The sequence below is a fragment of the Chengkuizengella axinellae genome (assembly GCF_030730905.1).
GTDB classification, from domain to species: Bacteria; Bacillota; Bacilli; order Paenibacillales; family KCTC-33759; genus Chengkuizengella; species Chengkuizengella axinellae.
Genome location: NZ_JAVAMP010000007.1, coordinates 1 through 21,067, shown reverse-complemented (window position 1 = coordinate 21,067; position 21,067 = coordinate 1). Strand labels below are relative to the sequence as shown.

Genomic DNA, 21,067 nt, shown 5'->3' with positions numbered 1-21,067 from the left:
TAAATGGGTGTTTTCCAGAAGAATATATGTGCTTGTTGTTTATGTCCGATGCATTGTGCTTTAAAACAATTTGAAGATGAAGAGGTAACCATTTTTTTTAGATTACCTGGTGAAGGACAGATTTTAACTATATCATCTGTAGAAAATTTTGTTGTATCTGGAATTAGTGGGAATGGAAATCCTGTTTGTGTAGCCATCTCTCAAATTGATTTTTTTGAACCTACAAACCCTAAAACCCCAGCAGATTTAGTAAAACCGATTCGAAAAAGTGTAAAAGGGGAATGTGCATGTGTTGAAGATCCGATTACAAATAAGTTTCAAGTTGGGGATATTGTAAATATAAATACTATAGGTCCGTTACAAGTAAATGCTGTAGGGGAAGGGATCGTAGTAACCAATTTTGATGGAACTCAACGCATCTATTCAACATGTAATAATATTCTATTTGTTGACATGTTATAAAAGGATCTATTTAAAAATAAACAAAGAAATGAATTTAAAACAAAAAAAGGAAGTGATTCAAATGGGCTATTTCCAGGAAAATGTATGCGACTGCTGTTTATGTCCACTACAATGTGCGATTAAACAATTTGAGGGTGAAAACATAACGTTTTTCTATGGTATAACAAATTTAACATTAATAGGAATATCTGTAGAAGATTTTATTGTATCTGGAATTAATTCTTCAAATGGACTCCCTTCATGTGCACCTGTCTCTCAAATTTTGGCCTTCCAACCTGATAATCCTAAACCCCAATCAGATTTAGTAAAACCAATTCAAAAAAGTGTAAAAGGGGAGTGTGCATGTATAGAAGATCCGATAACGAACAAGTTTAAAGTTGGCGATATCGTAACAATAAGTACTTTGGGTCCAGTGCAAGTAACTGCTGTAGGAGAAGGGATTGTTGTAACTAACGACGATAGTGGAGATCAATTCATCTTTTCAACTTGCAGTGGTGTTTCAATTGTAATATTCAATTCATCTGATACAACAACAAACCAAGCAGCAATTAAACAAGATATAAAGTCTAATTGGGATAAAGAAAGTAGAATTTTCAATCAGGCAAACACTCAATCTAAGACACAGTCCCTACATTCAAAAAACGGAATAGTACTATTTTATTAGTTTGTCTCATTTATGAATGAATATGCAGTCTTTAAAAATGTTATATGTTGATTAAAAAGCGATTCAATGTGAATGATATTTCATATTGAATTTTTTTGTGGATCGGAAATATATGATGTTTAATAACACTGTTGAGCATATAATCTATTCCACTTTTTCCACCATAAGAAATAATAAGATCTGATATACTGTATTAATTGAAATACATCGATACATAAATTCTAGATAATATATATTAAGGGGTTTATCATGAAAAAAATTCTAATCATATCTGGGATTATCATATTAGCACACATCATCATATTTGGAAGTATTCATTTTGTTTCAAATCAGTTTACTCAACAAGATTTACCCATAGCGAAGAATGGGGAACTGGATTTATCAAATTGGAATCACATTGATGAAAGAAGTATTCCTCTAGATGGTGAGTGGGAGTTTATTCCAAACCAATTATTAACTCCTGATGATTTTAAGAATGCTAAGAATCAACAAGCTTCTTTTCTTTATGTTCAAGTTCCAGCGAATTGGACAACTTATGAAGTCGATGGTAAATCCATGAGTCCATATGGAAAAGCGACCTATAGGTTAAAAATTATAATTGATGATGAGGATCAAGTTTTTGGGATTAAATCGTCGTCAATTCATATGTCTAATCGGATTTTTGTTAATGGAGAAGAGGTTTCATCCAGTGGTGATCCAGGTGAAGAAGAGGTCTATACACCTACAAATAGACCTTATGTTGTTTATTTTACATTAGAGAAAGGGATCAATGAGATCATCATTCCAGTTGCGAATTATGATTATTTAGTGGGTGGAGGAATTATCAACTCTATTCATTTTGGGGAACAAGAGCACATTTCGTATTTGAGAGATAAACTCATGATGCATGATTGGGTACAAACCTCTGTTTTTGTTATTATGGGTCTTTATTTTCTAGGAATGTACTCGCAAAGGAAAAAGGATTTGTTCTTGCTTTTTTTCTCCATCTATTGTTTATTAGTTGGATTATTTACTGCTGTTCATGGTGAAAAAGTATGGTATATGTTCTTTCCAGAAACGTCATATAATACTTTTCTAAGATTACAGCTTAATACAGGTGTAATTGGTTGTATTTCCTTGTTTTTATATCTCTATACTGCATTTAAAGATGTGGCTTCAAAGAGGATTGTTTGGACAGCAGTAGTAGTAGGTTCGATCATGGTCCTATATTATATTGTGTTTCCCAATTATGTACCACTGTGGATGCATATACCTATTGCTATTTTTATAGTTTTTGCACACATTTATGTTACGTATGTATTGATTTCAGCAGCCTCAAAAAAAATGGAAGGCAGCTTTTATATGATTTTTGGAGCTATTGCCATGAGTGGGTATGTGGTCAAGTATACTATGGCAATATATGACATTGCTTATGAAGATGTTTTGTTATCTTTAGTTCCTATAGAGCCATTTGCTTTCTTGTTAATGTTTTCCTTACTCATGTCTTTGAGGTTTTCCAATGCATTCAAGAAAAATGAACAGTTATCTCAAGAGCTGTTAATCGTTGATAAAGTGAAAGATGAATTTTTAGCTAAAACATCACATGAACTTAAAACTCCTTTGCATGGTATTATCAATATATCTTCATTTTTGCTTGATGAAAAAGATGAGGAGATAACTCCTAAACAGAAAGAAAACCTTTCACTGATACATGACACATCTATAAAATTATCCAACTTAGTTAATGATCTTATTGATGTGACTAGATTGAAGAATGGAGAATTTAGACTTCAACTGACTAAGGTTGATTTAAAAGTATCTACACAAATCGTTTTTGACGTATTGAACTTTGAAATTCAAGGGAAACAAATTCAGTTCATTAATGAAATGAATGAACCGGCTGTAGTGATCGCAGATGAAAATCGGATTAGGCAAGTATTATACAACTTAATTCATAATGCAATAAAACACACACAAGCTGGTAATATTACGATTTCTTCTAAATTAAGTGATGATAAAATCTACTTTTATGTTGAGGACACAGGAATAGGAGTTCCAGAAGAGAAACAAGAGGAGATATTTGGTTACTTCGAACAACTAGATCAATCATCACCACTTAATGGGTATCAAAGTATGGGATTAGGTTTATATATTAGTAGACAACTCATTCAAAAAATGAATGGTGAAATATGGGTAGATTGGTCAGAGGTTGGTAAAGGGACTAGAATCGGTTTCTCGTTGCCAAAAGCAGATTGTTCGAAAAAAATAGAGGAAATTGAGTTACTGAAAGAAGTTAATATCCAACAGAATAAAGTCATCTCATCACAGCATAATTTGGACATAGTGGGACAGTATGAGAAGACCATTTTAGTCGTAGACGATGAACCATCAAATATACATCTTTTACTAAATTTACTGTCCAAATATGAATTTAATGTAATCACTGCTTTTTCTGGAAAAGAAGCATTGAGGAAATTAGAGCAATTTGAACAAATTGATTTAGCCATATTAGATGTGATGATGCCAGAAATGTCTGGCATTGAGTTGTGTCAAAAAATTAGAGAAACTCATTCTTTACTTGAATTACCTATATTATTTGCAACCGTAAAAGATTTACCTGAAGATATTGAACTTGGGTTTAAAGCAGGAGCGAATGATTACATTACTAAACCTTTTGACTCAAAGACGATCATAGCAAGAATTCAGACCCTGCTTTCTATGAAAACATCTGTGGAAGAAGCTTTTCAAAATGAGATGGCGTTTTTACAAGCTCAGATTAAACCCCACTTTTTATACAATGCAATTAGTAATATTATTGCTTTTTGTTACACTGATGGGCAAAAAGCAGCACACTTATTGAACATGTTAAGTCAGTATTTACGCATTATATTTAATACGGACCATAAAACCATGGTTGTTCCACTTGAAAGAGAAATGAGTTTAATTAAAGCTTATGTGGAAATAGAAAAAGCTAGGTTTGATCGATTTGAGTTCAAATATCACGTTGATGAAGGTCTTGAAAATGAACATATTCCATCATTATGTATTCAACCGTTTGTTGAAAATGCCATTCGACACGGACTTTTTCAGAAAGATGGAATAGGACAAGTTACACTGTCCATTTATAGTGACCTAGAGTATATTCGTGTAGTGATAGAAGATAATGGAATAGGCATATCCCCTGAAATATTACAGCAGTTTGAAAATGGAAATTTGAAGAACTCAGGTATAGGAATGTCAAACATTAAAAAGAGGCTAGATTCCATTAAGGGCGCTAACATAGAAGTAGAATCAGCCTTAAATGAAGGGAGCAGAATAACTTTAGATTTACCTAAATAAGATAACAGCATCATTTCATCTGATAAGATCATCTAATTTTCAGCGCGAGAACTCTAAACGTAAAAAAAGATCACTTACCACTTTGTATATAGATCAAAGTTGGTTGTGGTTTTTTTGTTGTTAAGTGTTTTTTCAAGAATGCGCTGACCAATGATCGACTATATACAAAAGGTTGGTGTGGGAAATTGTGAATATATATTATGTTGTGAGAATTTTGTGAGAGTATTTTGTTAAAGTTGATCATGAGTTAGTTCAAAGAATGAAAAATATGTTTTTAAAGGAAGATAAAGTGAGAAATATAAAACTAAATCTTTATGTGTTAATTATACTAATTGTTTTTTTTATTGCGTATATCATCGAAAAAAATATGAATTCCACTCAAGCTACAGTCAATCAAGTTTATTTAAACAGAACTCAAACAGACCCTTTGTTCCCAACAGAAATATTTATCAACAAATTTCTAATCAATGAGAATGGAACAATGAAAACAAACATAAAACAAAGCAATATTTCTTCCAACGATGTTGCAAATGGAGATGAATCTCTTTCAGAATCTATCGGTCTTTGGATGCTTTATGCTGTGGAAAAAAATGATCAAGTTTTATTTTCAGAATATGTAAAAGTGTTGAAAAAATACTTCCTAGTAAAAGAAAATCTTTTGAAATGGAAAGTAAGTAATGATCATACAAGAAATGTCTCTACAAACGCACTTATTGACGATCTTAGAATAATAAAAGCACTTTACAATGCCGGTGAAATTTGGAATGAAGAAGGATATGTTTCCCTAGCAGATTTATTGTCTAAAAATATAGTGGAATATCACTTTATTGATGGGTACTGGGCAGATTATTATGACTGGGATATGAAAATGACTGGAGGTATTTCTACCATATCGTATCTAGACATGTATGCTTTTATTCAGATATATGAGCATGGATACCTAGACGAAGAGAAGTATAAAAATTTGTTGAAGATGTATCAATCCCTCCCTACAACAAATGGATTCTATCCTTTTCAATATAATATTAAGGAAAAAAAATATGTTTACCATAAAGAAATAAATCTAATTGATCAGCTTTATATCATGTATCATGTTTTGCCAACAGGTAATAAAAATGTGGAACTATGGAACTTCATCAAAGAAGAGTATGAGCAGAATGGAATACTGTTTGGAAGGTATAACTCAACTACAAAAAAGCCAATTGTTGCATATGAATCTCCAGCTGTGTATGCATTAGTGATATTGACTGCAATTGAACTTGGAGAAGTTGAGTTTGCATTGGATATCTATTTTCATATGATTCGTTCCCGTATACATAACCCATCAAATCCTTATTATGGAGGGTATGTGAATTATGAAATTAAAGATACACACGTATTTGACAACCTGTTACCTTTGTTCGCAGAAAGTAGGTTAATAAATGAGGGAGTATTACAGTAGGAAATATATGATTGTTGTATATCAAATTATATTTTTTATCTTCATCTTATTATTTGGAATCAGTTCTTATTCGTTTAAGGAAGGAGGATGGGAAAGTTATTTATTTATAGCCTGTATTATTACAGTATCCATTGTTGGATTAATGAATGGATTAAGTGCAGGCCTTGGTTTCAGTTTACTGTTTTTGTTTTTGTTTGGGACGTTAATGTTATGGAATCAAATATATGCAAATAGGCTCTTGTGGGAAACAAATGAAATTATTTACATGATGTTTTTCCTTTTACTTATGGCGGTTCTTACAGGCATTCAAAGAGATTGGGTGAATTCAGTTTTAAGGGTGAATAAGGAAATGTTTGAAAAATTTGATGGACTTGTAAGTATAGATGAAACTACTGGGTTTGATAATCGAAAACGTTTCTTTATGGATTTGGAGGAAGAGTTTAAACGATCTGACAGGACAAATCTTCCTTTTACATTGATGTTGATACGTATTCAACATATGGAACAGTTTATAAAATTGTATGGGGCAAGTGAAGCAGAGCATTTATTACGGTATATAGCTGACCAAATGTTAAAAGAGTTTCGATTAAGTGATGGGAAATATCGAATAGATTCATCTACTTTTGCGATCATACTTGTAAATGCTTCAATTGAAAGTAAAGAAATCATTGTGGCAAAGATGGAGCGTATATTATCAACGTATCTTTTGGTGAATCGTTCCATTGAAATTACTTTAACAAAATCATTTGGTGTTTCTGGATATCAAATGGAGCAATCTGATTACATGGAGTTGTATCAAAATGCCTCAACGGATCTTGAATATTATGTTCAATAATAAACGGTATAAATCAATTTTATTTGTTCCATACTTGTTTCTTATGATGATGTTTCTCCCTATTTATGTAAATGCTGAAGAAGAAAGAAATAACTTAAATGTACTTGTTGTTTATTCTTCCCTAGGAAATGAAATGAACGAAAAATTAAGAATGTTTGACCTTCTCTTAGGAGGAATTACAAATAAGAGTAGGTTTATTAATGAGAATCTATTAGATTCAGATGATTTGGAAGGAGTTACACACCTTATTTATATAGGTGAAGTTAGGAAGAAATTATCTGAAAGAACAATTTCTATTTTTGAAAAATTTACAGGGAGCATGATGGTCATTGGCCATAATGTAGAGCAAATCAATCATCGTTTTTCATTTATTAAAGCGGACAATGAAACTGTCATTATAGGAGTTTCAAAGAGTGAGGATGCAGAACCAAATTTATTTGCAAGCAATGAACAAATTCGTCATATAGAATGGACATCTGGTGATATTTTGTATTGTGGTTTTAGAGGGAAGGAATGCGTGCCATTAGTTGTATCACAGAATGAGGACTATTACTTTGCTGCCTATCATGCTCTTGACCCCCTTTCAATATTACAAAGTGAAATACTACATTCATTTATGAAACAGGAGCTTCCCCGACAACATTTAGCTTATATACGTTTAGAGGATGTACATCCGTTTTCTGATCCGAAATTATTATTAGAAGTTGGACAAGAGCTAATTGATCGTGAAATCCCATTTATGATTGCCTTAATTCCAGTATATATAAATCCTGAGACAGGAGAATATCAGTATTTGAAGGATCAACCAGAGTTGGTAGATACACTACATTATTTACAAGATCATGGTGGAAGTATCCTATTACATGGATATACTCATCAATATCGTGATTCAGAAACAGGAGAAGGTTTTGAGTTTTGGGATGTTCTAAATAATTCTCCGATCATTGCTCCTTCGGATCAAAATGAAAAAAGGTTGGAACATCATCAATTTATTTCTAAACAAGAATATGAAAAATATATAATACAAATTGAGGGATTTGAAAGAGAATATATTATAAATAGAGTAGAGAAGGGGATTGAAGAGTTAAGTGAACTAGATTTAACTCCCGTAGGTTTTGAGGCTCCTCACTATACAATGAGTCAACAAGGCTATCAAATTATTTCAGAATATTTTGAAATTATAGTCGGTCAAATCCAACTAAGTGATAGTGATTGGAAAACAATAGGGAATACACCATATATATCTACGCCACAAGCTCTGTCAGGTATGATGCTTCTTCCTGAAACTGTTGGGTACTATGATATGTCTTCCCAAGCTCCCTTACAGGAGTTTCGTAAAAAAATAGATGACTATCGTCTTATAAAAGGAAGTGTTTTTGGAATGTTTTATCATCCTTATTTAGGAGTGAATGGGTTAATAGAGATGATAGATGAGGTAGAGTCTATCTCAGATGTAAGTTGGATTAATGTAAAAAATATAAATCAGCTTAATATAAATGTTGAGTCTCTTACGGAAAAAAGACAGCAAATTATAGAAAGAGTGGAGGAAAATGAAAATAGTAAAGGTAATGCAATAGGAAGAATATTAACAAATTCAAGTAAGTTAGAGATGATATTATGGAGCATCGCATTTATTGTTTCTGTAGCTGTTTTTCTGTTTATTGTTTATGTTTTGACCCTCCGTATGAATCTAAGAAAACAATTGTTTATGGAGAGACGAGTTAATGATTAACATCCTTTATTATTTTTCGTTGGCTATGATTTGGATCATGCTGTTATACCATATGTTTTTAATGCAAGGTGGATATCTACACTACCTTCGATTTCGAAGACCTATAGAGGACTGGGAGAAAAACATTGGAGATCAATTACCACGTGTAAGCATATTGATTCCTGCTCATAACGAGGCGCTAGTTATTGAAAGAACTGTATTATCGATGGTTCGATTGAATTACCCTAATGATAGATTGGAAGTTATAGTGATAAATGATAATTCTTCAGATGATACGGGGATGATCGTAACAAATATCTCTAAAAAACACCCACATGTAAAGGTGGTTAATACCAAACCACCAAATGCAGGAAAAGGAAAATCCAGTGCACTGAATGAAGGGCTTCAACAATCCACAGGCGAAGTCATCGTTGTATACGATGCTGATAATACACCTGAGCGCAATGCAGTGTACTCCTTAGTGCTAGCTCTGAAAAATGACCCTAAAGCAGGTGCAATTGTAGGAAAGTTTCGAGTTATAAATGCAAAAAGAAATTTGCTGACAAGGTTTATTAATATTGAAACGATATGTTTCCAATGGATGGCACAAGCTGGGCGTTTTAACTGGTTTAAAATGACCACTATCCCTGGGACTAATTTTGCAATTCGAAGAGACTTATTAGAAGTGTTGGGCGGATGGGATGTAAAGGCACTCTCTGAAGATACTGAATTGACAATACGTGTTTATAATCTTGGATACTATATTCGTTTTTTCCCTGCTGCAATTACTTGGGAACAAGAGCCTGAGACGTGGAAAGTATGGTGGAAGCAACGAACAAGATGGGCACGGGGAAATCAATATGTTGTAATTAAATTTTTGATTAAAATATTTTCTTTGAAAAAAAGGGTTATTTTATTTGATTTAATTTATTTCTTTTTCACATATTTTTTGTTTTTTTTAGGTGTGATTGTATCCAATCTATTATTTGTATTGAATTTGTTCCTAGATTTACAATTAAACATTGGAGTAGTCTCTTTAGTTTTATGGATACTAGCATACTTTCTCTATATTACTGAGGTAATGATTACATTAAGTATTGAAAAGACAGAATTTAATTATAAAAATTTGTTTATTGTTTCATTTATGTATTTTACATACTCTCAGTTATGGATTTTGTTAGTTGTATGTTCTTTGTATTTAGAAATAAAACGCATCATATTTGGACAAGAAGTGAAATGGTATAAAACAGAAAGGTTTGTTGGAAAAGAGAAAAATAAATGGAGTTAAAGTATAAGTATTACTTAGACCATGTGAGGTGGATTTGTGTTTAAAAGAAATATAGTCATATTCATAAGTATTTTTTTAATCATTGAGATTAGTGGTGTTTTGGATAAGGATATAGTTGTATTTGGTAACACATTGGATAAAGTACAGATTCAACCAGTTGGAGAGAAGGTAGGCACTATACATTCAAATTCATCTCTACAATCTACAGGATATATAAATCAATTAATAACTAGAGCTTCTCAACTAGATAGGGTTGAGGAAGAGATGGAGATGTTTTATTTTGTACCAATGAATGAAAAAGGGACAAATAACTACATTGAAATACATTACACACATTCAAGCCTACTTATTCCTACTCTATCTACCTTAACGGTTTATATTGATGATGAACCGCAAGAGAGTGTTTTTCTAACAGAGGAAACAAGTGATGGTGGAAAGTTGAGAATTCCTTTACAAGAAGAGAATCTAACACCTGGTTATCATAAGATTACACTGAATAAGTATAGTGTCATATCTGACAATATCTGTACTGATCAAAATAGTCCTGCAAATTGGGTGAAATTATTACCTTCTTCCTTCATTTTTATAGATACAAAATCAAGTGTGATGATTGAACAAGGTTTAAGTGAATATCCTTTTCCATTCGCGGAGGAGGGGATATATAGTGAGGATTACTCCGTGATCCTTTTACCTGATAACCCATCTGCCTCCATACTATCAGCAGCGGTTCAAATAAATTCTTATTTATCGCTAAAGGGCAGTGGTGAGCAGCATATTACTATCATGACTGAGAGTGAATGGTGGAAAAGTAAAGAGGAAATCAAACATGTAGTTGCAATAGGTTCCATTGATAGCTGGTCAACTGAAATGAAAGGTCTTCTCCCTTATGAAGATGTGAATAATAATGAGTTTATCCTTAAAATGTTCACAATAAATAAAGCACAGGAAAAGGAAAAGAAAGAATTATTATTTGTATTAGCAAAAAATGATCATGTGATAGCAGAAAATATGCATATTTTAACCGATGATATGGCTGTTAATCAATTAACAGGAAATGAATTAGTTATCCAAACCCCTATGTTGAATAAAAGCAACAAAAAAGAGGAGCAAAAATATAGTTTTGAAGATTATGGTTATCCATCTATCATTGTAGACGAAATAAAACAGAATAGTAACTCATTATTTTTTAACCTACCAACCTGGATGCTTAGAGATGAGGAGAGTTTTCTATTATTAAAAGTGAAATTTTCTCAAATGTTATTGGAGCATTTGGATGAAGATGATCTTAAACAAGAGTGGTTAAATGGGTTCACCATTTATTTAAATGGAATTCCAAAAACGTTTGCCTTAACAAATGTAATTAAAGAGGAAAATAAGGATGAACTGGAAATCAAAATCCCATTAATCGAATTTAATCTGCAGGAGCAAAACACCAGAACTGTAGAAGTATCCTTTGAATCAAATATTAGAGACGTTGATAATGCATGTAACAATGACAATAAAACAGGTCGATGGATTATGATTGAAAATAGTAGTTATTTTGATGGTGAGTTTAATATGAATGCATCAAACTCTTTCCATTTCTTTCCCGGTCCTTTTATGAATGAGTTTGGCTTTAAGAAAACAGCAGTTATTGTACCAGAGAATATAGATGGTCATTTTCTTACACAATTAGCAGCTGTGACGAATATGTTCTATAAAACAACGCAGAATACACTCATACAACTAAATAACATACCTTTAATTCTAAAGGAACCATTATCAGAAGAACAGCAAGAGGAATTAGAAAATTATCATATTATAATGTTAGGCGAAATAAATCGATACGGGTTATTTAAGGATAGGGTTCAGGATTTCCTTGTACAATATGAAAGTTCAATGTGGAAACTGAATCAATTTAATATCATTAATGAAGCAACAAATTTTGTTTCATGGATACAGCCATCAGTATGGAATAAGGAACGTTCAATGATCATTTTCCAAGGAAAAGAGATAGAAGCTGATAAAGTTGTTGATGAAGTATTATTAATGCATTTGCAGAATAACCTTAGTGATGGTCAAATGCTTGCACTGAGTGCAAATGGTAATATTTCAACAATTTACTTTAATAATGATAGTACATTACATGAAACAGAAAATAATTTAAAAGATACAGAAGAGAAGATGAATAACCGTATACCTTATGAAATTTATATCTTTATATTTTCACTTATCGTTATTGTTTTTATTTTATACATGTATTTAAGAAATAGAAGAAAAATAGATGGAAAATAAGTATGTGCCATTCAAAGATTTTTTTTGAATGGCTTTTTGATGTGTATAAGAAATTATAACTTCCTTTTCATAGTCATTGTCGAAATTTGTGAGAATTTTGTGAGGATCTTTTGATATATTGAAAAATGCTATAAAACCTATGCTAAAAGGAAATGTATAAATGAATGAAATCAAATCTATATAAAAAATACTTGAAAATAATAGGATTACTGATCATTACTATTAGTTGTGTCTTTTTTTCCATCTATGTGTATGTCTTAACCCAACCTAGTTCTTCTGATCCGATTGCTCATAAAGGAGTGTTGGACTTATCAGAATGGGATTTTCAAAAAGAGGGTATTGTCTCACTTAACGGAGAATGGGAATTTTATGATGGGTATTTATTGGAACCAAAGGATTTTATTCATTCTTCTCTATTTTTAACAAATTATTTGATGGTTCCAAATCGCAATAATGAGAAGCAGTTTAGTGGAATAAACCAAAATGGGGCATCTACTTATAAGTTAACGATAAAGGTCAGTGGTGAACTAAAGGATGAAATATTAGGATTAAAAATCACCAGTATTCGTATGGCTCATAAGTTATTTATTAATGGACAGATAAAAGGTCAGGGTGGAACACCAGCAATGGTGAGGGAGGATCATGTTTCTGGTAGTACACCTTATGTTACCTACTTTTATTCTGATCATAATGAAATCATTCTCTTAGTACAGACTTCGAAATATGATCGAAATGAAGGTGGGATGATCGGTGATATCAAATTTGGTCTGCAACAGGATATTCATAAACTAGATTTGTTTTTATTCAGTACAGATTTATCTCTCATTGTTTCTGTATTATTTTTTGGTTTTTATCATATTAGTATTTATCGTAAGAGAACGAAGGAACAAACGTATCTTTTTAGTTCACTTTTTTATTTTTCTCTTCTACTAAGACTATCGGCTGATAGTGAACAAATTTTAGTGATGCTCATTCCTACAATATCATCAGATGTGATTTATAAAGTACAGGATATTTCATCTTTTGCAAGCATAGTATTTCTTCTGTTATTTGTTTATTCATTGGAATCTACACTATTCACGAATAGAGTGTTTAGGGTCATCTTGCTGCCCATTGTAATTTACCTCTTTGTTACTATTTTTACATCATTCTCTGTGTATACAAACATTGAATATTTTTTGTGGTTATATATATGTTTAATTACTTTGTTTATCTTCATTAAACTCATATGGTTATACATCAATAAACAGTATGTTCATTTAGAAAAAAAGGAGTTATTATTATTAATCGCAATGTTATTTGGTACAAATGGTAGTCTTATTATATTAATTTGTGAATCTGTGATGTACTCCATTTCAGTGAACAGTGCTGCAAATATTAATAAAACTATCTGGATTGTTAAAGCAGGTATTGCTTATTATATTATAGTCATGAATATGTTATTAGCATTGCGTTATACAAATGCTTACAATAACCTTGAGGATTTATCTGAACGGCTGTTTAACATCAATGAAATGAAGGATGAGTTTTTAGCAAAAACTTCACATGAATTAAAAACACCTCTACATGGGATTTTAAATATATCTGCTTTTTTATTGGAGGAAGCAGATTCTAGAATATCAGCAAAACAAAGAGAAAATCTTTCATTAATTCATGACACTTCCATGAGGTTATCTAACTTAGTGAATGATCTGATTGATGTGGCAAGATTGAAAAATGGAGAGTTTAAGTTATATATAACCAACGTTGATTTAAAAGTATCCACTCAAATGGTTTTTGATGTATTGGCTTTTGAAATTCAAGGTAAACAAGTTCAATTCATCAACGAAATTGATAAATCTACTTTAGTCGCTGGAGATGAAAATAGAATCCGACAAGTTTTATATAATCTCATTCATAATGCAATAAAACACACTCAAATAGGTGAAATCACTGTTTCTTCTAGACTAGTAAATGAAATGGTCTATTTTTATGTGGAAGATACAGGAGTAGGAATCCCTGAAGAAAAACAAGAAGAGATCTTTGGTTATTTCGAACAATTGGATCCATTGTCAAATCAAAATGAGTACCAGAGCATGGGATTAGGTTTATATATTAGTCGACAATTAATAGAGAAAATGAAAGGAGAGATAAGGGTGGATTGGTCTGAAGTGGGAAGAGGAACGAGACTTTGTTTTTCGTTGCCAAGGGCTGAACTATCAGATCAAAAAGTGACTAATCAACATCGTTTGCAATCCAAAATACAATTTGAAAAAGGAACATCATCATATCATGATTTTGATGTTGTAAATGGACACAAACATACGATTCTGATCGTGGATGATGAGCCTTCTAATATTCAAATATTAATGAATTTATTATCTAATCGTGAGTATAATGTGATCACAGCTTTATCTGCAAAAGAAGCATTAAAAAAATTGGAGAAGTTTAAACAAGTTGATCTTGTAATTTTAGACGTGATGATGCCAGAAATGACAGGAATTGAGTTGTGTCAACAAATAAGAAAAAACTATTCGTTAATTGAACTCCCTGTTTTATTTGCAACGGCTATAGATTTACCCGAAGATATTGAATTAGGATTTAAAGCAGGGGCAAACGACTACATTACTAAGCCATTTGATGCAAAAACGATTTTAGCCAGGATTCAAACGCTTATTTCTATGAAAACCTCCATGATAGAATCATTTCAAAACGAAATGGCTTTTTTACAGGCTCAAATTAAACCTCATTTTTTATACAATGCCATTAGTAATATCATTGCTTTTTGTTATACAGATGGGAAAAAAGCAGCTAACTTATTGAGCATGTTAAGTCAGTATTTACGTATTGTTTTTACTACAGACCACTCTACAATGTTAGTCCCACTTGAAAGAGAAATAAAGTTAATAAAAGCTTATGTTGAAATCCAAAAATCCCGATTTAACCAATTAGACTTTCATATAGACGTAGATAAGGGACTTGAAAAGTTATTTGTTCCATCTTTGTGTATCCAACCTTTTGTAGAAAATGCGATAAGGCATGGACTATTTGAGAAGGATGGGATAGGATTAGTTACTTTAACGATACACGATCATCAGGAATATATTAGCATTTGTATTGAAGATAACGGAGTAGGAATTGCTGATCATGTTTTGAAGCAGTTTAAAAATGGAGATATTAAAAATGCTGGTGTAGGGATGTCTAATATTAAGAAACGATTATTATGGATAAAAGGCTCAAATTTGAAAGTGGAATCAATATTAGGTAAAGGAACTATCATAACAATAGATTTACCTAAACAAACGATGGAAATAGAAGAACTTGCTTGATTAGTTCATATGTCCCACAAGGAGTAAATTAAAATTCAGGTGTGGTTATATGATTGGAATTAGGTATAATAATTATACTGAAAAATGTTTAAAAACTCACTTATTTACTAAGTACTTAAATATAATAATTATATTGGCTAGAACTATAAAGGATGAAGGTTATGCTCAAAGTAATGATTGTTGAAGATGAACTACCGATATTAGGACTAATGGAAAGAGTTATTCAAGAAAACAAACACCTATCGATTATAGGGGGTTACACTAATCCGGCTGAGGCATTGGATCACTTTCTATCTAAGAAACCAGATGTTGTCTTCTTAGATATTGAGATGCCTAAAATGAATGGTTTAGACTTGGCTGAAAAAATGTTAAAAGTGAATGAAAATATCCAAATTGTTTTTACAACTGCTTATCAGCAATATGCTCTGGATGCATTTAAAGTTCACGCTGTTGATTATTTATTAAAACCAATTACACCAGAAGCGATCAATCGCATTACAAATCGACTTATAAAAACACATAATCTACTCATGGGAAAACCTGAAAATGCAGATGAGAATGAACGTGTGTCCATTTATTGTTTTGGAACATTTGAAGTTAGAACAACTTCGGGCTCAGTTATAAAATGGCCTACAAAAAAAACAGAAGAACTATTAGCTTACTTTCTTATGAATTCTAATCAAACCATTTCAAAATGGAAATTAGTTGATTTGTTCTGGTCTGATATGGATGAAAGTAGAGCTATACATAACTTGCATAACACGATATATCTATTAAAAAAAGCGTTAAAAGAAAATGGCATTTTAATTCTTATAGAAAAATTAAATGATGGATATTTATTAAAAAAAGACCAAGAGGTATTTTTTGACGTTGAAGAGTTGAGAAATTATGCTCAAAAATATCTGGAGGTTACAATAGAAAATGTAAAGGAAAGTGAGCGAATTTTTTCATTATATAAAGGAATTTTATTTGGGGTGAAAGATAGTTTTTGGTGTTTGAATTTTAGAGAAGAATTATTGGGTCATTATACAAGGCTAACCCGTAATTTAGTTACATATTACATTAAAATACGCAGTATTCATCAAGCTGAACAGAAACTTATGAAATACCTTATTATATACCCTCTTCATGAAGAGATGAATTTGATACTTTTAAAACTATATGCTACTTATTACGACGATTTTAATCGTTTGCAAAAGCATTATAATCAATACGAGAAATTATTGAATGAAGAACTTGATGTTTCAACACCATTAGAAGCTCAACAAGTGTTAAGGAAATATATTCAAAAATAAATAATAAAGATCAAAAAAGGTAGATAAGGATAGGTGGATTCTTATCTTTATGTTCTTTTTTTTAGAAAATCAGAAGATATTGTCGAAATTAAGTTCATTTGTGAGAATTTTGTGAGGGGATTTTGGTATTCTGTGATAGATAATGAACTATTATTTAGGAGGAGTGTACTGTGGAAGAAAATAATATACACTATTTAGAAGAAATACTTGCATCAATGCAAGTATTGGATGATATAGATAGGAATAAATTACTTGAATTTATCTTAAATTTAATGGAATGATTATCTTTTTTTTGAATCCCATAATAACCTAATCACTTCACGGAATTTTTCTTCATCTTCTTCATTAGATAATTCAATGTTAAATTCTTTAATGACTTCATTAATGATTTCAGTAGTTTTATCCTCGGAGAGTTGTGGATTTGTTCTTCCAACTAAATAGTCAAGGGATACATCATAAAAATCTGCTAATCTATTTAATGTAGCAAATTCAGGAACTCTTCGATTAATTTCATATTGAGCATATGTAGATCTTGATATATCCAACTTCTCTGAAACATCTTTTTGGGTCAAATTTAATTTTTTTCTTAATGCAACTAATCGATCTCCTAACACAAGTATCTGCTCCCTTTTTTACACTTTAAGAATTTGTAAATGTTTTAATGTAGTAAACATACAATGAAAGTTGACTAGAATCATACCACTTCTATCTAGTGGACACCGGCATCAGTCATCCTGTACATGAGAAACACTCCTCTTTCTTTGCTTTTAAATCTAGCCAACCTACACGTTTCCCCTAACATAAATTATAATAGCATAATTATATAATATTTTCTTATATATTGAATTTTATAGTGTTATATGAGATAAAAATAGTAAACTAGTCCTTTGTTTACTTTTGGAGTTATAAAAAATATAATTTGGGATATTTATACAAATGGATTGAATATCAGCAGAACATATGGTATAAAAATATACAGGATATTAAAAGATTCGATAAATTTTTACAACATACGAATCTAAAAGTAATTGTTTCAATGAAAACAACACTGCACTCTCAAGATATTCAGAAAAATGATGCTAAAAAGGGACTCCATATTTACATGATGAATTTGAAGATATCTTCTAGAGAATCCGATGAGATTTTATTCAAAATCGTATAATGCCTAGTCAAGTAATTATAATAATCACAATTGCTGAGAAACTTAGAAATAAATATCAGATAATGAAATGATTAAATGATATTTATATTTTTTTGTGTATAAAAGTGGCTTCATGTGACTTTTTGCTTGTAAATATTTTATAACTTATACAAATGAAAAACAATAGTATCTTAGTCCTGTTTTTAAAGGTGACAATTATAGGTGGGTGATTTTGAAATTAAAAGGATATGTAGAAATGTGTTGAATCATAAAAATATTAATAGAAGTAATTATATTTTTTTTATGTAAAAAAGTGGCATATTGTAACTTTAAATGCTGAATAACTGAGAAAGTACTGAGGTGAGTCTTTTTGAGCTTTAGATAAATTTAGTAAGGATGTGTTGATTCATAAGAGAAAGTAGAAAATACATGATTTTTAAGAAATAATGTGGCTATTTGTGACTGTCTTTTCAACTATATAGCTCTAAAACTTAAAATATGAGGAAATATCAATTCTAAAGGGGAGAAGTAGAATTTGTTAAAAAAGTTTTTTAGAATATCTCATCAATTGATAGATGATTTTTGAAACAAGTTTATTCATCATTATATTTTTTTAAGGAATAAAGTGGCTTGGTGTAACTAATTATGGAAGCTGAGCAATGATATGTTTACATTTATAATTTGATAGATCAATAGATTTAAAAACAATGGATACGTATAAATATTTTATAAAGGAGAAATGAAATTGATATTTAGTAATCGTCAAAAAAATAAATTTGTATCTTGTGTACTAATTTTATCCATGTTGTTAATGAGTTTTTTACCAAATATAAGTATTGTATTTGCAGAGGACAGTGATACTATTGAAACCCCAATCATTGAGGATGAAGATAGTACTATTGAAGAAGAAGCAGTTGACTCGCAACCACTAGATGGAAAAATTGATGGGGAAGGAGAAGTTGAAGATCAAAGTAATGCGCTTGTAAGAGCAAGTGAAGAAATAATAACTGAAAATGATCCTTTTGAATTAAATATTAATGAAGCAATAGATCAAGATGGTGAATTATTAAATGGACCTATACTAATTATAGTAACTAGTGACATAGAAGGCAATTTACATAGTGAGCCAATTGAATTCGTAGAAGGATCGGCGACAATTCCAATAATATTAACGACGATAGAATCACACATTATAACAGTAAATGTAGATGGGATGACAGAGGAAAAACGTATTGATGTAACGGTTATATCTTCAGTAATAGATCTAAGTGGTGTCTCTATAATAGCTGGAAATGAGAATCCAGCAGTGGGTGAAGAGTTCAGTATAGAAATCACAGAGGCAATGGATGAAGATGGAATCCAATTAGAAGGTGAAATCGGGATAACAGTAATAAGTGATGATTTATCTGAGGGAAAAGAAGGGGAAATTTATAATGATGCAATAACCTTTTCAGAAGGATCAGCAGTTGTTGAAATTACTTTGAACAATGAAAGAAATCAAGCATTAACAATAAAAATTGAAGGAATCACTAATGAGAATATTGTTGATGTTAATGTCGTAGAAAAAGAAATCTTGGAAAATTTACTTCCAGTCTCTAAAATGCTAGCAAACCCAGTTGAGAGTAAACCTAAACAAGTGATTACATCAGTTAAAGCAGATTTTAGTGAAACAGATCGTTTTGATTTTACTGGTAAAAAATATACTCCAGAGGCGGTAGATGATGATAATGATCCTAACTCTCCTCCTATACTTCGTCTTACTGAAGACCAAGCACAACAAGCTGGAAGTGCTTTTATTGAAAACAAAATATTTATAAAAAATGGGGATTCTTTTAGTACTTATTTTACATTTAAAATCGAAGACACAAGTAATAACGGTGCTGATGGACTTGCATTTGTAATACAACCGATTTCCAGTGGAGAATTAAATGATGGTGGGGGGATAGGTTATGCGGAAATAAATAGAGGATTAGGTGATGGCACGGATGAAAATGATGCTATATTAAAAAGCTTAGCAGTGGAATTTGATACCCATAATAATGATCAGTGGGTACGTCCAAATGATCTTGGTGAATTAGAAAGCAATAATCATATAGGAATCAACGTAGGAGGGCATATTAGATCCGTTGCTGTAGTAGATGAAAACTCTATCGATTTCAATGGCGGTTCTGTAGTACATGTGTGGATTGATTATGGTGAGAACAGTAATAATACGATAGAAGTTAGAATAGCAGAAAGTAATAGTAGACCTGATAGTGCAGTCGTGTCTTATAACTTCGATAATTTAACACAATATTCTTTTGATGATGATGGGAGTATAAATTTAGGCGAAAATTTTGACCTGAGCGGTAATTTTGAAGGTGATATTCATAATGATGGTGTTACTTTAAGTGATATTATAGGTGGAGATCAAGCATTTATTGGTTTTACTGCTGCTACAGGTGGATTATATGAAGCACATTATATAACTTCTTGGTATTTTGATAATAAATATAATCCTATAGATACTGATGAGAATGAGTATGAACAAGCTCCAACAATTGACATAACAAATGTAACAAAGTTGAGAGATAACAAATTTGAAATTACGGCTACTGTAACAGCTAAAGATGAGGATGGAAATCCATATGTAGTAGAAGGTGAAAATGTTACTTTTAGAACTAATCTAGGAGACGTAGCTCCTAATAATATAACAACAGATGAGAATGGTGAAGCAGTTACAATTCTTGCTTCCAATGAAATTGGATTTGCTACTATAACGGCTATTTTAGATAGCGGGGATACTGATGAGACAGTAGTACAAATTGTATCTATTCCATCAAATACAGAGCCAACTGTGTCCAACATTGAGAAGACTGGATCGGAAGGTCAGACGATTCCGTTTACTTCCACAGATTTTAGTGATGAGTTCCAAGATGTGGATAATGGAGATAGCTTAGTTAGAGTGAAACTAATAAGTTTACCAGAGAAAGGGACGTTGATGTTAGATGGCAATGAAGTCATCATAGCGGATGGATCTGACGGATATGAAATCGAAGTAGATGACTTGAAATTATTAACGTTTGTGTCAGCAGAGAACTGGAATGGAGAATTAGAATTTACATGGAACGGCTCTGATGGCACAGCCTATGCAGAAAATCCAGCTACAGTGAGCATTACTATCAATCCAGTGAATTCGAAGCCAGTAGCAGATGAACAAACTGTGATAACAAATGAGGGTGAATCAATAGAAATCATCCTTACTGGAAACGACGATGAAACCGACTCATCCGATTTAGTCTTTAACGTAGATGAAAATAGTGTACAGAATGGAACGATCACAGTAGAAGG

General features: G+C 31.5%; 12 protein-coding genes. 11 read left to right on the top strand and 1 reads right to left on the bottom strand.

Annotated elements, in window-relative coordinates; translation table 11 throughout:
• Window positions 1–3: 3 nt before the first annotated feature.
• The 10 genes from Q5Y73_RS14270 to Q5Y73_RS14225 all read left to right on the top strand — a co-directional run bounded on the left by Q5Y73_RS14270 (window position 4) and on the right by Q5Y73_RS14225 (window position 16,596).
• Window positions 4–462 carry a hypothetical protein gene (locus Q5Y73_RS14270; RefSeq protein ID WP_305992591.1) on the top strand — a complete coding sequence of 153 codons (459 nt, stop codon included), beginning with the start codon at window positions 4–6 and terminating at the stop codon, window positions 460–462.
• A 61-nt stretch (window positions 463–523) separates the two neighbouring features.
• Window positions 524–1,126, top strand: a complete 603-nt coding sequence (locus Q5Y73_RS14265; protein WP_305992590.1) for a hypothetical protein — start codon at window positions 524–526, stop codon at window positions 1,124–1,126.
• A gap of 249 nt (window positions 1,127–1,375) precedes the next feature.
• Complete coding sequence (locus Q5Y73_RS14260) at window positions 1,376–4,444, top strand: hybrid sensor histidine kinase/response regulator (protein WP_305992589.1); 3,069 nt, start codon at window positions 1,376–1,378, stop codon at window positions 4,442–4,444.
• 289 nt (window positions 4,445–4,733) lie between these two features.
• A complete protein-coding gene (locus tag Q5Y73_RS14255) occupies window positions 4,734–5,885 on the top strand; it encodes a glycosyl hydrolase family 8 (protein ID WP_305992588.1) in 1,152 nt (383 codons plus the stop codon).
• 7 nt (window positions 5,886–5,892) lie between these two features.
• A complete protein-coding gene (locus Q5Y73_RS14250) occupies window positions 5,893–6,720 on the top strand; it encodes a GGDEF domain-containing protein (protein WP_305992587.1) in 828 nt (275 codons plus the stop codon).
• A complete protein-coding gene (locus tag Q5Y73_RS14245; protein WP_305992586.1) occupies window positions 6,686–8,452 on the top strand; it encodes a polysaccharide deacetylase family protein in 1,767 nt (588 codons plus the stop codon). The genes Q5Y73_RS14250 and Q5Y73_RS14245 overlap by 35 nt, the downstream gene beginning before the upstream one ends.
• Window positions 8,445–9,719, top strand: coding sequence for a glycosyltransferase family 2 protein (locus tag Q5Y73_RS14240; RefSeq protein WP_305992585.1), 1,275 nt, complete (start codon window positions 8,445–8,447; stop codon window positions 9,717–9,719). Before Q5Y73_RS14245 ends, Q5Y73_RS14240 begins: the two co-directional genes overlap by 8 nt.
• A 36-nt stretch (window positions 9,720–9,755) precedes the next feature.
• Window positions 9,756–11,993, top strand: coding sequence for a cellulose biosynthesis cyclic di-GMP-binding regulatory protein BcsB (locus tag Q5Y73_RS14235; protein ID WP_305992584.1), 2,238 nt, complete (start codon window positions 9,756–9,758; stop codon window positions 11,991–11,993).
• Window positions 11,994–12,157: 164 nt separating this feature from the next.
• Window positions 12,158–15,301 carry a hybrid sensor histidine kinase/response regulator gene (locus Q5Y73_RS14230; RefSeq protein WP_305992583.1) on the top strand — a complete coding sequence of 1,048 codons (3,144 nt, stop codon included), beginning with the start codon at window positions 12,158–12,160 and terminating at the stop codon, window positions 15,299–15,301.
• Between the two features lie 161 nt (window positions 15,302–15,462).
• Window positions 15,463–16,596: a response regulator gene (locus Q5Y73_RS14225; RefSeq protein WP_305992582.1), complete on the top strand. Its 1,134-nt coding sequence runs from the start codon at window positions 15,463–15,465 to the stop codon at window positions 16,594–16,596.
• A gap of 281 nt (window positions 16,597–16,877) precedes the next feature.
• Here the strand turns inward: Q5Y73_RS14225 and Q5Y73_RS14220 are convergent, their stop codons facing one another.
• Window positions 16,878–17,210 (bottom strand): helix-turn-helix domain-containing protein, encoded by a 333-nt coding sequence (locus Q5Y73_RS14220; RefSeq protein WP_305992581.1) that lies wholly within the window; start codon window positions 17,208–17,210, stop codon window positions 16,878–16,880.
• A gap of 1,272 nt (window positions 17,211–18,482) precedes the next feature.
• On the opposite strand from Q5Y73_RS14220, the gene Q5Y73_RS14215 reads away from it, so the two are divergent.
• Window positions 18,483–21,067, top strand: a 2,585-nt coding sequence (locus Q5Y73_RS14215) for an Ig-like domain-containing protein (RefSeq protein ID WP_305992580.1), incomplete at its 3' end; no start/stop codon positions are given.

Excerpts from the sequence above, each read along its gene's own strand:
- Q5Y73_RS14265 (WP_305992590.1), top strand. The coding sequence starts at position 524 with ATGGGCTATTTCCAGGAAAATGTATGCGACTGCTGTTTATGTCCACTA.
- Q5Y73_RS14260 (WP_305992589.1), top strand. The coding sequence starts at position 1,376 with ATGAAAAAAATTCTAATCATATCTGGGATTATCATATTAGCACACATC.
- Q5Y73_RS14230 (WP_305992583.1), top strand. The coding sequence starts at position 12,158 with ATGAAATCAAATCTATATAAAAAATACTTGAAAATAATAGGATTACTG.
- Q5Y73_RS14245 (WP_305992586.1), top strand. The coding sequence starts at position 6,686 with ATGCCTCAACGGATCTTGAATATTATGTTCAATAATAAACGGTATAAA.
- Q5Y73_RS14270 (WP_305992591.1), top strand. The coding sequence starts at position 4 with ATGGGTGTTTTCCAGAAGAATATATGTGCTTGTTGTTTATGTCCGATG.
- Q5Y73_RS14225 (WP_305992582.1), top strand. The coding sequence starts at position 15,463 with ATGCTCAAAGTAATGATTGTTGAAGATGAACTACCGATATTAGGACTA.
- Q5Y73_RS14240 (WP_305992585.1), top strand. The coding sequence starts at position 8,445 with ATGATTAACATCCTTTATTATTTTTCGTTGGCTATGATTTGGATCATG.
- Q5Y73_RS14250 (WP_305992587.1), top strand. The coding sequence starts at position 5,893 with ATGATTGTTGTATATCAAATTATATTTTTTATCTTCATCTTATTATTT.